This is a genomic window from Alkalihalobacillus bogoriensis ATCC BAA-922 (assembly GCF_000621445.1).
In the GTDB taxonomy this organism is placed as follows: Bacteria; Bacillota; Bacilli; order Bacillales; family Bacillaceae_F; genus Bacillus_AO; species Bacillus_AO bogoriense.
In genome coordinates this window covers 163,518-177,376 of the sequence record NZ_JHYI01000015.1, presented here as the reverse complement: position 1 = coordinate 177,376, position 13,859 = coordinate 163,518, and the positions used below count along the sequence as shown (strand labels likewise).

Sequence of the window (13,859 nt, the reverse complement as noted above, 5' to 3'; positions counted from 1 at the left end):
AGAGTTGGATTGTTGGGTTGTCATTTGGGGAGAAAATAAAGGGTATAAGATGCGTTGCGGAGACTGGTTTGATCTTCATCTAGGATATGGTCGGACGCTTCCTTGTCGCTTGGAACTTGGAAGGGATTGGTATATCCTTACTGGTCGAAATGACGTAAGGTTTTATCTCAAGAAAAATGAAACGTATCAAGTTGATGTGAAAGAATCTTAGGGGAGCCGTCAAGTGCTTCCCTTTCATTTTGGACAGTGAATCCGTCAGTTTTAGGACAATTAGCGCCATCAAGTTCCAGACACTTTGGAACGTCATTAACACTATTACTCTATTATATATAGGATGTCCTTCCCTAGATGTATCTGTAAATATCCAATACGTTACATAATTCTTTTATCATTATATCAAACTATTTACGGCCTACATTTTATCTTTTCCTAGAAATTCTGTGTTGCTTACTTTAATAGCGGGATACCTATTGCCTAGTTATGAAAATTAAAATGGATAGTTATGGTAGAATAAAAGGTGCTAAAGATATTTATTAACGGAGGATAAGTATGGAAAGTTTAAAAGGCTTCTTAAACAGGATTGAGAAGAAAGATTATATCTATTGGATAGCGTTTTTGTTATTTGCGTTAATATTAAGTTGGACCATTAGGGTTGATACATCTTCGGAATTACTCGATAAAATAACTTTTGCTATGGGATTAAGTTCTTTGTTCTTATCAGTAATAGCTATTTTTTATTCTATAGTTAAGGGGGAGCAATCATCTCAACAATCTATTTTAGCAACTGAAACTCTCCACAAAATTAGAGAAAGCGCAGAAGAAATTAACACTATAAAACAAGAAATTAAGGATACCAGATCTTCAATGGATAGTGGTTTTTCAAATTTGATTGAAATGTTATATAAATATGAAGATACACAAACAAATTATAATAACGATGGAACTCCTACAATTGAATTAATGAACTCCTTAAAATCAGCATTATTCTCTGATTCGATAAAAGGAAAGGACCATGATATTTATTATGATACACGGTTTAAGTTGATCAATAACTTTTTTCCAGAATCTATGGTGCAAAGTATGGTGAAATCCAGATCCAAGGAACTAGGTCTCAATATGCTGGGGTTTTATAGAGGAAAAGAGGATATTATTTATGCAGCTTTTGAAGGCCCATGTAATTTTGATTTTGAGAAACAATTTTTAGAAAACCAAAATGAATTGATCAACATTCTAAAGTTAATAAAGGTTGAAGAAATACCTATTGTTTAATATTTGCTTTGTACACTTAGATTTCTTTGAAAGTAAAAAGCCGTCACAGATAAATGTTACTCGTGGCGGCTTTTTACCTTTTTATTCATAAAAAACAGAGTAGTTTTGAACATATTGTTGGAGCCAATCGTGATCAAAAACGTGATTTTCCACTAAGTTTTCAAACTCGACAGCAAGCACAGATGAGATGTGAAGGACATACTTTCCACCACGCTTATATCTACCAACTTGATCTTTCGGAATAGGTTCTAGGATATCTGAAGCTAAATAAATATAATCCGGATTAAAAAACGCACCATCGACGAGTTCGCACTTTTCAATTTTGCGATCAACAAAATCATTCTCAACCCACTGATTCATAATATATAAATTTCCGTCGGTTGTATTGTAAACTTGCGGATCAAATTTAACATTCATTGGAATGTTGAGAATATCATTACTATTACCTTCACTGTAATTCTCAATTTCTTTAACCACTACGGATTGACCTGCATTATGGTCAGTTAGTTTGATGTCTCCTTTTACAGGATTTCTTTCCAGTGAATATTTCAAAATAGAATGTGGAACCGGATTTGAGCCATTAAAATCTGTCGTATATGTCCTTTGTTCAGTATGTCTCCCCTGCATAACGAATGCAGAATGCCCAATCAATGATAACGCAAAATATGGGGATACTCCTAAATGTTGATAAACTGAACTTCCGCATCTTTGTAATATGTTTTTAAGAGAACTTTCCAAAGCTTCGGCTACTGTTTGCTGATCAAATTTATAATACCTTCTATATTTGTTTCGGTGGGCGGGTAATTTTTTATAGGAAGATCCACTTCGTCCTACTTTTGTTAATGCTTCAGCCAATTCAGGTATCCTTCCTCCCGATCCAATTACAGTACACTTTCCACTAGGTACTTTACCAACTCTCATTCGATCTGTACCGGCTACACCTTCTATCACAAATAGCTCATTACTTCTTGTGGTCTCATCAAAAATGAAACCAATAGCTTGAATTACCCGCTTAGGATGATGATCTATCTTCTTACTATGAGCTAAAAGTTTTTGTTGTAATATTCCATTGTGTTCTATTACATTACCTAAAGTTAAATTAGGTTCTATTTCACGAATAACTGGAAGTAGTCGCTGAATGTATTCTACATCCCCGGCAAAAAACATTCCCATCCTTTTACTAATTGTAGCAAATTTCATACAAGCATCAACCTGTTTAACTCCCCCACCAAGAGGCCTCTTATCGTGGGTAATTCGAAAATCATTAAGAATAATTGCATATGGACCATATCGATATGTCGCAACTAGTGTCAAAGTTTATCACCTCATAAAAACTTTTAACCCTAATTGAAAACAATGTCAATGAAATACATACTTTTATTTTATTGGCATTACTACCTTTCGCTTTTGGCAGTCTCTTTTCGTTGCCATAGGCTGTCCACTTTATTCCAAAGCAAAGGTCGTAACTATTACTTTTTATTTTTTTTGCTCTTGTTTCTTCTCGGTAATGCCTGGTTGTTGTTATAAGCGGTTCATGGGAAGCCTAAACAAAGATCGTAAACAATTCGGCCATCTTCATGTACTTCTCCACGTCTAATGAGGCGACTGAAAATATCATCACGGAAAGTGGCTTCTCTTCTTCTTAGTTGATACTTTTTTAAGCCTTCTAACTCATTTACTAACCAATCCAAATCCTCTTGCATTTGTTTTACCTTTTCAAGTCTTTCATTATAACCTTCAAGTTCATTTTCAATAGCTATAATCTTATCTGTTATCTGTTTGATTTCAAAACTATTAACATCAAAATCATCATTGCCACGCTTGGCTTCCACTTCTTTATACAGCACATAATAATAATCTTTTACCTTTTGCTTCAGTTCTTTCATTTGCTCTTGTTCCGCTTCGCTTAAACCGACTTCTTGAATCGCATGTTTTGTTTCATAGATGAGCTGGGGATGCTCTTTCATTTCGTGCAACATATTCATAAACGTCATTTCGATCATTTCCTCGCGATATCCTTGAGCATCACATTCCGTTGTAAACTTATGGTCTAGGGCGACTGTGCATCTCCAATAATGGCGGACGGCCTTCGTTCCATCTGTATTTTTGCTACTGTACGCAACATGGTTCATCAAGTTTCCCACAATAAAATAGTTTAAAGAATGCAGTTTGATGTGGATATTTCTTATGATTATTTCTCCCGATTTCCCGACGTTTTATCTCCTCTTGCACCTTCTCAAATACTTCCGGTTCAATAATTGATGGATGGTGGTTCTCAATCATATATTGAGGTAGCTCCCCTTGGTTTTTGACCTGCTTTTTACCAAGATAATCTTTCGAATAAGTCTTTTGTTATCTGATTGTTCCACTTACCGTTTCACTACGTAAAAGGTGATCCACCGTATTCGCATTCCACGCTTTAAGCCCTCGAGGACTCAACACTCCTTTTTCTGTTAACTCTCTCGCAATACTTTTTGTGCTTTTTCCATCTAGATATCCATCATAGATGGTTCGAATAACCGCTGCTTGTTCCTCATCAACCACCCAATTCCCCTGTTCGTCTGTGTTATACCCATAAAACCGGTAAGCGGGAAGTTTATATTTTCCTCGTTCGATTAACTTACGATTTCCCCATTTAATATTTTCAGATGCATTTCTCGCCTCTTCTTGAGCAATCGTACTTAAAATAGTTATTAAAAGCTCACTTTTCTCGTCCAGTGTGCTAATATTTTCCTATTCAAAATAAATTTCCACAGGATTGGGGAGGCTCTTCAGAGTGCGTGAGATCTCAATACAATCAATCACGTTCCTGGAAAACCTAGAAATTGACTTGGTAATGATTTTATCAATCTTTCCAGCAATACAATCATCAATCATTTTATTGAAGTTGCCTCTTCTTTTCGTTGATGTTCCTGAAGTACCTCGATCCGCACAGCTCCCCGCAAACTCTCAGTCAGGATTTTTATGAATAAAATACGTGTAATTAACAATTTGAAATTGAAAACTTGAAAAGCTATCTTCATCTCCCGAAGACACCCTAGCATAACAACACGCTCGTTTTTTCTTTTTCGCTGGTGATGTTTGTTCAAAAAAGATGATAGGGCTTTGATCAATATTCTTTGTCAGCTCTTGAACGGATAGATTAGATGCCTGTGTAAAGACATGAACTCTTTTTGGTGCAGAAGGTTGCTCTACAGCTATACTATCTACTTTTGCTTGTATTGATGTGTTAGTCAAATTCCCCTCCCCCTTCTTCCTTGATTTACTTAATTTCCGCCCTTTTGCAGAACAGTTGGTTAAGACAATGGTCGTTTGTGTGCCATCAAACCAAGTCAAAACAAATTCAAACGTTGGATTGATCAATACTTTAACGAATATTGCTCGCATAAACTCAAAACTGAAATCATCGTCCACATTGGTAGGATCACTTAGAATGGAAATGGCATGATGCCGATAATCACGCTCCTCTTCAACTTGTTTCCATAACTCTTCTTTTTCTACAATTTCCTTTTCTATGTTTTCACGAGCTTCTTTTTCTTGGTTATATATGTCGGACTCTTCCCTGCCGCTTGGAACTTGGCAGAGATTGGCATTTAGATTTCAGGTATTTTTGTACCCGAGAAGATGACGAAAAACACTTTAGGGATGATATCCGTGCAAGAGAAATTATTTGGCGTACTTATGGTCGATTAACCATATTTGATAAGGGCCCTGCAACAAAAATTAATTTAGCGGTTAGTAATGAAAAAATATATTAGGTTATATTAAAATACCCACCTCGATTTTTAAATCTAAGCTTTTCTACCATGTTAATTGATTTAAATACTGGGAAAATTATCGATGATAAACTATTAACATGTCAATAAATCTTATTTTTTCTAACCTAAAATCAAAACCACCCGTGTGAACGGGTGGTTTGTTTTGTGGCTGAAAACCTTTGTTACTGACAAAGCCCTAAAGGGCTACCGAATGGTTCGCCAATTGTACTACTTTCACTGGCCAGACCTTATAAAGGCCTATCTCACTTTCTTTTTCCGCTTTATTTCTTCCCCTGAGAACGGATCCACATACTCTAACAAGCTTAGTTGTTCCGCGACTATATCATCTTGTATTTGGTTTCTTATATATTCTTCAATCACCTTTTTATTTCTTCCTACTGTATCCACATAGAAACCTGTGCACCAGAATTTTCGGTTCCCATATCGATACTTTAGATTTGCATGCCTATCAAATATCATTAAACTACTTTTCCCTTTTAAATATCCAACAAATGAGGACACACTTATTTTAGGTGGTATACCAACATATGTATGTGATCCTTACAAGCAGTTGCCTCTATAATTTCTACTCCTTTTCTTTCGCATAATGTTCTTAATATTTCTCCTATATTCTTTCGTAACTTACCATAAATAACCTGCCTCCTATACTTAGGAGCAAATACGATATGATACTTACAATTCCACTTTGTATGTGCTAAACTGTTAGTGTCTTTAGACATCATAAGCTCCTCCATTTGCTATTATATTGGTTGGCGAACCAAATATATTTTAGCACCACGGAGGAGTTTTTTTAATACCTCGCTAGAAGCTTTTTGGAACCCTAGGCCTAGCCTAGGGTTTTCATTTAGACAAATAAGCCCGCCTAGCTGTATTAGCTAAGCGGGTAATTACATTTCAGTAAATAATACCCATTTTCCTTGTAATACTTCTCAAATCGTCATCCATCGCGGTATATTGCCACAATGTCACGTTTAGTTGTCCAGCCAAGCTCCCTTTTAGCTTTAGATGCGTCAGCATAACATGAAGCGCTATCTCCCGGTCTACGATCGACAATTTCATAAGGAGCTTCAATATCATTTTCTTCTTCTAAAGCTTTTACTAACTCTAATACACTAGTACCTTAGCCAGTGCCTAAAATATAAATATGAACACCTTCAGTTAGATTATCAAGTGCTGCTACATGACCTTCAGCTAAATCCATTACGTGGATATAGTCCCGAACCCTGTCCCATCTACTGTGGATAATCATTTCCGAACACTCGAAGCTTGTCCAACTTGCCTTTTGCAACTTGAGTCACGACGGCATTAAGTTATTAGGAATACCGTTATGTGCTTCTCCGATCCATCCACTCTCATGAGCACCAACCGGGTTAAAATAACGGAGCAATGATACTGAGAAAAATGCGTTAGCTTTAGCTATATCTGTTAAAACCCGCTCACTCATAGCCTTTGTTTCCCCATATGGATTAGTTGTTGGTAATAGTAATAGGTCCATCGTCTCGACAAACGGTACAGTATGACAACAATATTAATTTATATCTGTCTGCTTATATCTACTTTTAAAAATCGAAAACAACTTTATAACTTTATTAATTTCATTTAAAAATAAATCTTTTTCATATTTATTCATACCAAAGAACCACATAATCAAAAAATAAATAAAGCTATATAAAGCACATTGTAAAATTAAGGTTATCCAATTAACACCAGGAATTAACAATAACAATACCCCAATACAGATTGACCCAAGAATTGCTATTATCAATTTTTTGTATACTTCTTTAAAAAATCTTGGGATATTAAGCCCAACTTTATAATGATAATATACATTCATTGCAAATATATTTCCAATAATTAATGATAATGATGTTCCTATTGCAGTACCTACAGCACCAAATATTCTTGCTAAATAGATACTAAGAAATACATTCACAAATGAAATACAAAGATATGCTACCGCCCGAAATCCATGCATATTTTTAGCTTGTAATATCGAAATTCCAACTGTTTGAGACAATACAACTACAAGAGGTATCATAACAATCATTGCTATTATCCAGGAAGTCTCAAACCCAGGACCAGCCCATAATAAAATAAATTTACTACCGAACAATGAAAATATACCTAATACAAGTCCTATTATTAAAAGTTGTAATCGACCTGTTTTAATTAATAAATCCGTTAGTTCTTCTCCAGATGCATTATTAACCACCATTTTTGTAATCTTAGGGAGAAAGACCCCAGAGATTGCAGTTGAAAAAGTAATAAAATACAGTCCGATAACCATTCCTATAGCAAATATCGCTACCTCGCTAGTACTTGCTACAATTCCAAGTACTAAATGACCTATTCTCCAATAAATTTGGTCGACAACTACACTTATAAATATCAAAGAAGAATATGAAAATATTTCTTTCACCACTGATATATTAATTCTATGCATGCGAATACGAACATTCAACTTCAGGAAAACGTATAGCATGCTCAATAACATCATTATTACATTAAAAATAGCATCAATTAAAACTATTGCAATTGCTTTGTATCCCAATGACAATAAGATTAGTATGATAATGGTTCTTAATAATAGTCTACAAATAGTAAGAACACGATCGAAAATAAACCTTTCATATGCTGTTATAATTCCCTTAAATAGATTCATTGGTAATGTCAAGGCAAGGGTAATAACCAAAACAATAAACATCACTTTTGCTATTTCTATCTCATATGATGTTAGAGAATTCCTAAAAATACTGTCTAAATTCAAATATATTATTGTCCCTATTACTAAAACAATAAAAGAAATAATTGAATATATTATTAATGTTGAAAACAAAAAATTTTCTTCTTCTTTTTTATTATTTTCTGCACGGTACTTTGCTACAAACCTCACTGTAGCGTTACTTAGACCAAAATCTAATACAGCTATATAGCCAACAAAAGCACCAATAAGCATATATAGTCCATATTCTGACTGCCCTAGGTTCCTAATGATGAAGGGAGTAAGAATTAAATTTGTAATATTAGAAATAAAAAGTGATATATATGATAAATATATTCCAAATTTCAATTGATTTATTTTCATATTTTACTCCAGTTCGAGTTAGATCCGAATATACAATGTACCATTTAATTAGACTTAAACAACATATTAAATACACTCTAAGCACTCATTTAGATTATTCTACTTCTATAGTCCTCAAGTTTTACTAGTTAATTTACCACTCAATACGTAAAGATAATATGATTGGAAGAAAAAAGATATTTGTTATTTTTTATTTAGATTAGTCGGTGCTATTTGATTTGACTTTATTCAGAAGGTTCATGTATCACCATCAGAAAATACCCACCTAAATAATTCAGACATTCCAAAAAAGGTTTACTTAATCATTAATTAACTATCTAATTCTATATAATTGTTGATATGATGACCTATAATAAAATTAGTTACCCTAATCATCTATCCCTCGAAGGTCCTACTGATGCAATATTGTGTAAAACGTCAGCATCAATCTCCTTTTTTCTAATTAAATCAAGTCTTTCTTTAATTTGATTCTTCTCGTTATTTAAATTGTTGAACTTTCTTTGGCAAGTAGTAATAATTTCATTAAAACTAGCTCCTATAACACTATAATTATAAAGACAATTTTTTGAATCTATAATGTCAAAGAACGCATCTACTTTTGGCTGCCACGATAAACCTATAACTGGGATATGTTGAGTATAGGCAATTATCATTGCGTGCATTCTGGTCCCAACTAATATGGAAATCTCACTATAAAGTTCTATTAAAGAATCAAGACCATTAATTTCTCTAACTTCAAAATTTTGTTTTTCAGATAAACGATTATATACATCATATATTGTTTCATAATCTGACAAATCGGTAGAGAACATAACTACTTTAGCACCTATTTTATTTGTTAATCCTTCTGCAAGCTTCACATAACCTTCAATTAATTGCACGTAATCTCTTTCACTATCTTTTATCAGTTTACTATTAAAAATATTAAGTCCTATAACTAAACTGTTTGATATAGAAGGTTTTAAGCTATACGGGAGGAAAAATACTGGATCAACTGATATAAATACATCTTTTAAGTTATCAGTATGTTTAGTAAAGATGTCATAGGATTTTTGATCTCTAAAAGAAATATAATCGCATCTTCTTAATGCGTCTACTGCTTCCTTTTCTTGTTGCCAAGTTGTAAATGGTCCAATTCCTATTGAAGTTACAAATACCTTTATATCTCTTTTTTTTGCAATTTCTATAAAACTATTAAAACGCGAAGCTGAATTTGAATGCTTATCTATATCAAAAATCATATTACCACCACCAATGACTAGAAAATCTGCATCTTGAATTTTGGATTCAAAATCAGCATAACTTGTAGCAGAGGTTTTTCGTTTAAGCATTCTATAGAGTTTTATTAATATAGTCAAATGGGACCTTTCAAAAAATTTAAATATTGATCTTTTAGAAGTATTTATTTTTTGTGGATTTGTAGTATTTGTACCACCTATATCATTTATATCTGTAAACACAAGTGGATTCCCACTATAACTATATTTTTCAGTAATAAAATGCTCGGATACCTTTTTATATAACATATCCGCAATCATACAGTCCCCGAGATTATGACTATTAAAAAAGCTAACTAAGACACATTTCTTCATTGTGTCTTCCTCCACACCATCTTATTTACAATACCTGTATAACTCTGAATAAGCTTAACTACTTTAACACTTATATTTGTATCAACATAATTAGGTACATCAAGTCCAAGATCGCCCTGAACATTCATTTCAACAGCCATATCAACTGCTTGTAGGACTTGTTCAGTAGTTATGCTTCCAATTATCATATTACCTTTGTCCAATACTTCTGGCCTTTCAGTACTAGTTCTTACTGACACTGCTGGAAATTTGAAATAAGACGCCTCTTCAGCAATAGTACCACTATCAGAAACCACACAGAAAGAATGCTGTTGCAAATGGTTATAATCTAAAAATCCAAATGGTTTTAAACTCCTCACGTTATGATGAAAATTAAATCCCCGTTGTTCTATAATTTTCTTGCTTCTTGGATGAGTACTATAGATTACTGGCATATTATACATTTCAGCCATTGCATTTACTGCGTTCATCAACTCCATAAAATTCTGCTCATTATCGATATTTTCTTCTCTATGAGCCGATAATAATATATATTTCCCTTTTTTAAGATTAAGGGATTCTAATACCCTGCTGTTACTAATTTTATTTGCATTTAAATCAAGAATTTCTGCCATAGGAGATCCAATAACAAATGTTCTTTCTTTTGGTATACCCTCACTATTAAGATTGTTTCTAGCATGCTCTGTGTAGCAAAGGTTAATATCACTCGTATGATCAACGATTTTTCTATTAATTTCTTCTGGCAAATTTTCATCAAAGCATCTGTTACCAGCTTCCATGTGAAAAATAGGAATCTTAAGGCGCTTAGCAGATATTACACTGAGGCAAGAATTAGTATCACCTAATACCAAGAGCGCATCAGGTTTTTCTTGAAGCATAATATCATAAGACTTTGCTAAGACGTTTCCCATAGTTTGGCCAAGATTATCTCCTACCACTCCAAGGTAAAAGTCTGGTTTTCTAAGCTCCAACTCTTCAAAAAATACCTCGTTAAGTGCATAATCATGATTTTGACCTGTATGCACCAATATATGATTAAAATACTTATCACACTTTTTGATCGTCTCTGACAGTTTAATAATCTCTGGACGAGTTCCTACGATTGTCATTAGTTTTAATTTTAGCATTACTTATTTCCCCTTTATTCATAGTAATGTGGGTAAAGCTCTTTATGATTATCAATCCACTCTTTCATTTCAATAATCATTTGTTCATAGCTAGGTACCACGAATGAGAATTGATCTCTTTTATTAATTAGAGATTTATCAACTATTATCTTGTCATTGGAGAGAATAGTAAGTGAATTATCTTTCATATATTTATTAAACATATTAAGCAAGTCAAATTTACTTATTGTTTCATTATTGACTAAATTGTATAAACCTGTTAAATTTTCTTCCAAAGCTTTCTCCATTGCTTTAGCAAGTGTAAGTGTTGTTACTCCTGTCCATATTGCTTTACTATATCCATAAATTTGTCCTTCTTGCTGCATAAACCAATTGAAAAGTCCAATTCCATCCTTATTATGATCAGGACCTATAATTGAATTTCTAAAAGTTAAGTCCTTTTCATTCTCAAGTTCACCTAAAGCTTTAGATCTATCATAGAAAGTCTCACCATCTCTAAGTGAATTTTCTGTATATCCACCAGTTTTCCCTGAAAAAACACAGTCTGTGCTCATATGGACTACTCGCGTTTTTATATCCTTGGTAACCTCACTTAAATAATGTGGTAAATAACTATTCAATAAAACTGCCATAGATTTGTTTTCTTCAGCATCACTATTTAATATTCCAACCGCATTAATTACAGCGTCATAGTCCCCTTCTATAATTACATTTTTCAAGTTAGAAAAGTTAGTAACATCACCAATATAGTTGTTACAATATTCAAACTTATTCCTACTATATGTCATTACATCATGTCCAGCTTCTTTTAAGTAAATAGAAATTACATGGCCTGCCATACCCGTTGCACCAAGTACAAGGATTTTCATCTACCTATTCCTCCAGCTTTTTAATTCTTCCTGAATGAAGTCCAAGTTTAGGAGCTTGTCCTTTATTGCCTCGACCCCAAGTCTTTCAGTGTTATGAGAGTTATAATCTTCAACTTGTTGAATTTTATCATTACCTTCTATAAAAAATTTATCGTAGTTAAGGTCTCTTTTATCTACAGGAACTTTATAAAACCCACCTAAATCTTGAGCTACAACATGCTCTTCTTTTGTAAGAAGGGTTTCATATAACTTTTCACCATGACGAGTACCAATAATTTTGATTTCATTATCAGCATTAAACAATTCTTTAATTGCTTGTGCTAAGTCACCAATCGTAGATGCAGGGGCTTTTTGAACCATAATGTCTCCTGCTTCAGCATTTTGAAATGCAAAAATCACCAACTCTACAGCTTCTTCTAAACTCATCAAAAACCTTGTCATATCAGGATCAGTTATGGTTATAGGCAACCCTTTCTTAATTTGATCAACAAATAAAGGGATAACAGAGCCTCTTGAAGCCATTACATTACCGTAACGTGTTCCGCAGATTAATGTCTTTCCAGGATCTACTGTTTTTGATTTAGCAACATAGACTTTTTCCATCATACCTTTTGATAGCCCCATTGCATTAATTGGATAAGCTGCTTTATCTGTTGAAAGACAAATAACTTTTTTAACCCCAAATTCTATTGCAGCACTAAGAACATTATCAGTTCCTAACACATTTGTCTTAACTGCTTCTAAAGGAAAGAATTCACATGAAGGAACTTGTTTTAGTGCTGCTGCATGAAAGATGTAATCTACACCATGCATAGCATTTTTAACGCTATTAATATCACGGACATCACCGATGTAGTATTTTATTTTTTTATTTTTATATAAATTACGCATATCATCTTGTTTTTTTCATCTCGTGAAAAAATACGAATTTCAGCAATATCAGTATTTAAAAAACGACCAAGCACCGCATTACCAAAGCTACCGGTACCACCCGTTATTAATATAGTCTTATTTTTAAACATTTTTCTACCTCCAAATAATAAACTTGTATACATTCAAATAATATCAACTTATTTCCAGAAAAATTGATAATTCTCTGTTCCTGCACCTGGCCCAATTAATATAAACTGTCCTGCTAATAATATAATTACAATATAAACAACTATATGTTGAAATCTCCTGTCTAATGAACTTCTTATAATAGCAGGAAGCAAAACAATAATAGGAACTACAAAGTAGTAACCCATTCGGAATATATTAGGAAAATCAAATGTTAATGATGTTATTGCGATTCCGACTATTGACAAGTTGTACATCAAGTATGCATCGTCATAATTTTTTACAAATTGCTCCCTAACTATAAAAGCAAACGCTATTATACATAAATATATTAGTAACATTGTTGTTCCTGATGATGTACTCTCATTACTAAATACATATCCTTCATATTGATTAAAAACGGGTAATTTAACTATCAATTTAACCACTCCATTACCTGTTAATAAATTTAAAACCATAGTTGAAAATATCAAAATACTCAACCAATTTATTCTCTTTATTTTTGAAAGTGGGTATGCAATAAGAAATACTAAGGCACTTAAATGAAATAATGATGCAAAACAGACTAACAGTATAAACTTTAGTAATTTTTCCTCTTTAATATATTTAATTGATAGTAAGACCAATCCCAGCGCAACCCCTTGACGTAACCCTGATAAAGTAAAAGAAAAATACCTCAATGTAATAAACATAGTGAAACTTAGAATTGGACTTACAGAATATCTATAAATAAAAATTGAAACACATAAAGCAACTATTAATGAAATTGTTACAAGCATAAATTGCGGATCTTCGTTTAAAAATGTCAAAAACTTTAAAAAAGTATAGAAAACAGGATCTCTTGACACAAGTAAGTGAGTTGATGTAAATATTTCCTTAAACGATAAACCTGGTAAACTCATATATGCCATCGCATAACTCGGTACATCAACTCCAATAGAAGTGGAGCGTAATGCCCCGTAAAAAAAAAGATGCAAAAATCCCCAAATACATATTTTCTTTTTTACTTTTTCTTTTCTAGAAAAAAAGTAAAATATAAGCCCACCCAGGAGAAATGATATTATTAAAATTATATACAC

Annotated in this window: 10 protein-coding genes and 6 pseudogenes; 2 read left to right on the top strand and 14 right to left on the bottom strand. The window is 33.1% G+C overall.

Annotation, left to right across the window (positions count from 1 at the left end; all coding sequences use genetic code 11):
• Positions 1-211 (top strand): DUF5348 domain-containing protein (locus T323_RS29165; RefSeq protein ID WP_026672888.1); only part of this gene is annotated, 211 nt, incomplete at its 5' end.
• Between the two features lie 338 nt (positions 212-549).
• Positions 550-1,269, top strand: coding sequence for a hypothetical protein (locus T323_RS0108450; protein ID WP_026672887.1), 720 nt, complete (start codon positions 550-552; stop codon positions 1,267-1,269).
• 81 nt (positions 1,270-1,350) lie between these two features.
• On the opposite strand, the gene T323_RS0108445 is transcribed toward T323_RS0108450, so the two are convergent.
• From T323_RS0108445 to T323_RS0108380, 14 genes and pseudogenes are all read right to left on the bottom strand, one after another.
• On the bottom strand, positions 1,351-2,583 hold the full coding sequence (locus T323_RS0108445; protein WP_026672886.1) for a hypothetical protein: 1,233 nt from the start codon (positions 2,581-2,583) through the stop codon (positions 1,351-1,353).
• A 218-nt stretch (positions 2,584-2,801) separates the two neighbouring features.
• A complete protein-coding gene (locus tag T323_RS0108440) occupies positions 2,802-3,401 on the bottom strand; it encodes a hypothetical protein (protein ID WP_026672885.1) in 600 nt (199 codons plus the stop codon).
• Positions 3,379-3,813, bottom strand: a pseudogene (locus T323_RS29370) (recombinase family protein). The gene T323_RS0108440 and the pseudogene T323_RS29370 overlap by 23 nt, the downstream one beginning before the upstream one ends.
• 189 nt (positions 3,814-4,002) lie before the next feature.
• A pseudogene (locus T323_RS29740) lies at positions 4,003-4,194 on the bottom strand (recombinase family protein); the annotation flags it as partial.
• Between the two features lie 24 nt (positions 4,195-4,218).
• Positions 4,219-4,506, bottom strand: a complete 288-nt coding sequence (locus T323_RS28780) for a hypothetical protein (RefSeq protein ID WP_156942416.1) — start codon at positions 4,504-4,506, stop codon at positions 4,219-4,221.
• Between the two features lie 779 nt (positions 4,507-5,285).
• A pseudogene (tnpA, locus tag T323_RS26345) lies at positions 5,286-5,767 on the bottom strand (IS200/IS605 family transposase).
• 218 nt (positions 5,768-5,985) lie between these two features.
• A pseudogene (locus T323_RS29735) lies at positions 5,986-6,135 on the bottom strand (UDP-glucose 4-epimerase GalE); the annotation flags it as partial.
• 33 nt (positions 6,136-6,168) lie between these two features.
• Positions 6,169-6,546 (bottom strand): annotated as a pseudogene (locus T323_RS26340) (NAD-dependent epimerase/dehydratase family protein); the annotation flags it as partial.
• Positions 6,547-6,576: 30 nt separating this feature from the next.
• The gene (locus T323_RS0108405) at positions 6,577-8,133 is read right to left on the bottom strand and encodes an oligosaccharide flippase family protein (protein ID WP_026672881.1); all 1,557 of its coding nucleotides are present in this window, start codon (positions 8,131-8,133) and stop codon (positions 6,577-6,579) included.
• A 371-nt stretch (positions 8,134-8,504) separates the two neighbouring features.
• Positions 8,505-9,725 carry a polysaccharide pyruvyl transferase family protein gene (locus T323_RS0108400; protein ID WP_026672880.1) on the bottom strand — a complete coding sequence of 407 codons (1,221 nt, stop codon included), beginning with the start codon at positions 9,723-9,725 and terminating at the stop codon, positions 8,505-8,507.
• The gene (gene wecB, locus T323_RS0108395; protein WP_026672879.1) at positions 9,722-10,852 is read right to left on the bottom strand and encodes a non-hydrolyzing UDP-N-acetylglucosamine 2-epimerase; all 1,131 of its coding nucleotides are present in this window, start codon (positions 10,850-10,852) and stop codon (positions 9,722-9,724) included. The genes T323_RS0108400 and wecB overlap by 4 nt, the downstream gene beginning before the upstream one ends.
• A 14-nt stretch (positions 10,853-10,866) precedes the next feature.
• Entirely contained in the window at positions 10,867-11,721 is an 855-nt protein-coding gene (locus T323_RS0108390; protein ID WP_026672878.1) for an SDR family oxidoreductase, read from the bottom strand.
• Positions 11,722-12,743: pseudogene (locus tag T323_RS26335) on the bottom strand (polysaccharide biosynthesis protein).
• 48 nt (positions 12,744-12,791) lie between these two features.
• Complete coding sequence (locus T323_RS0108380) at positions 12,792-13,859, bottom strand: EpsG family protein (protein ID WP_026672877.1); 1,068 nt, start codon at positions 13,857-13,859, stop codon at positions 12,792-12,794.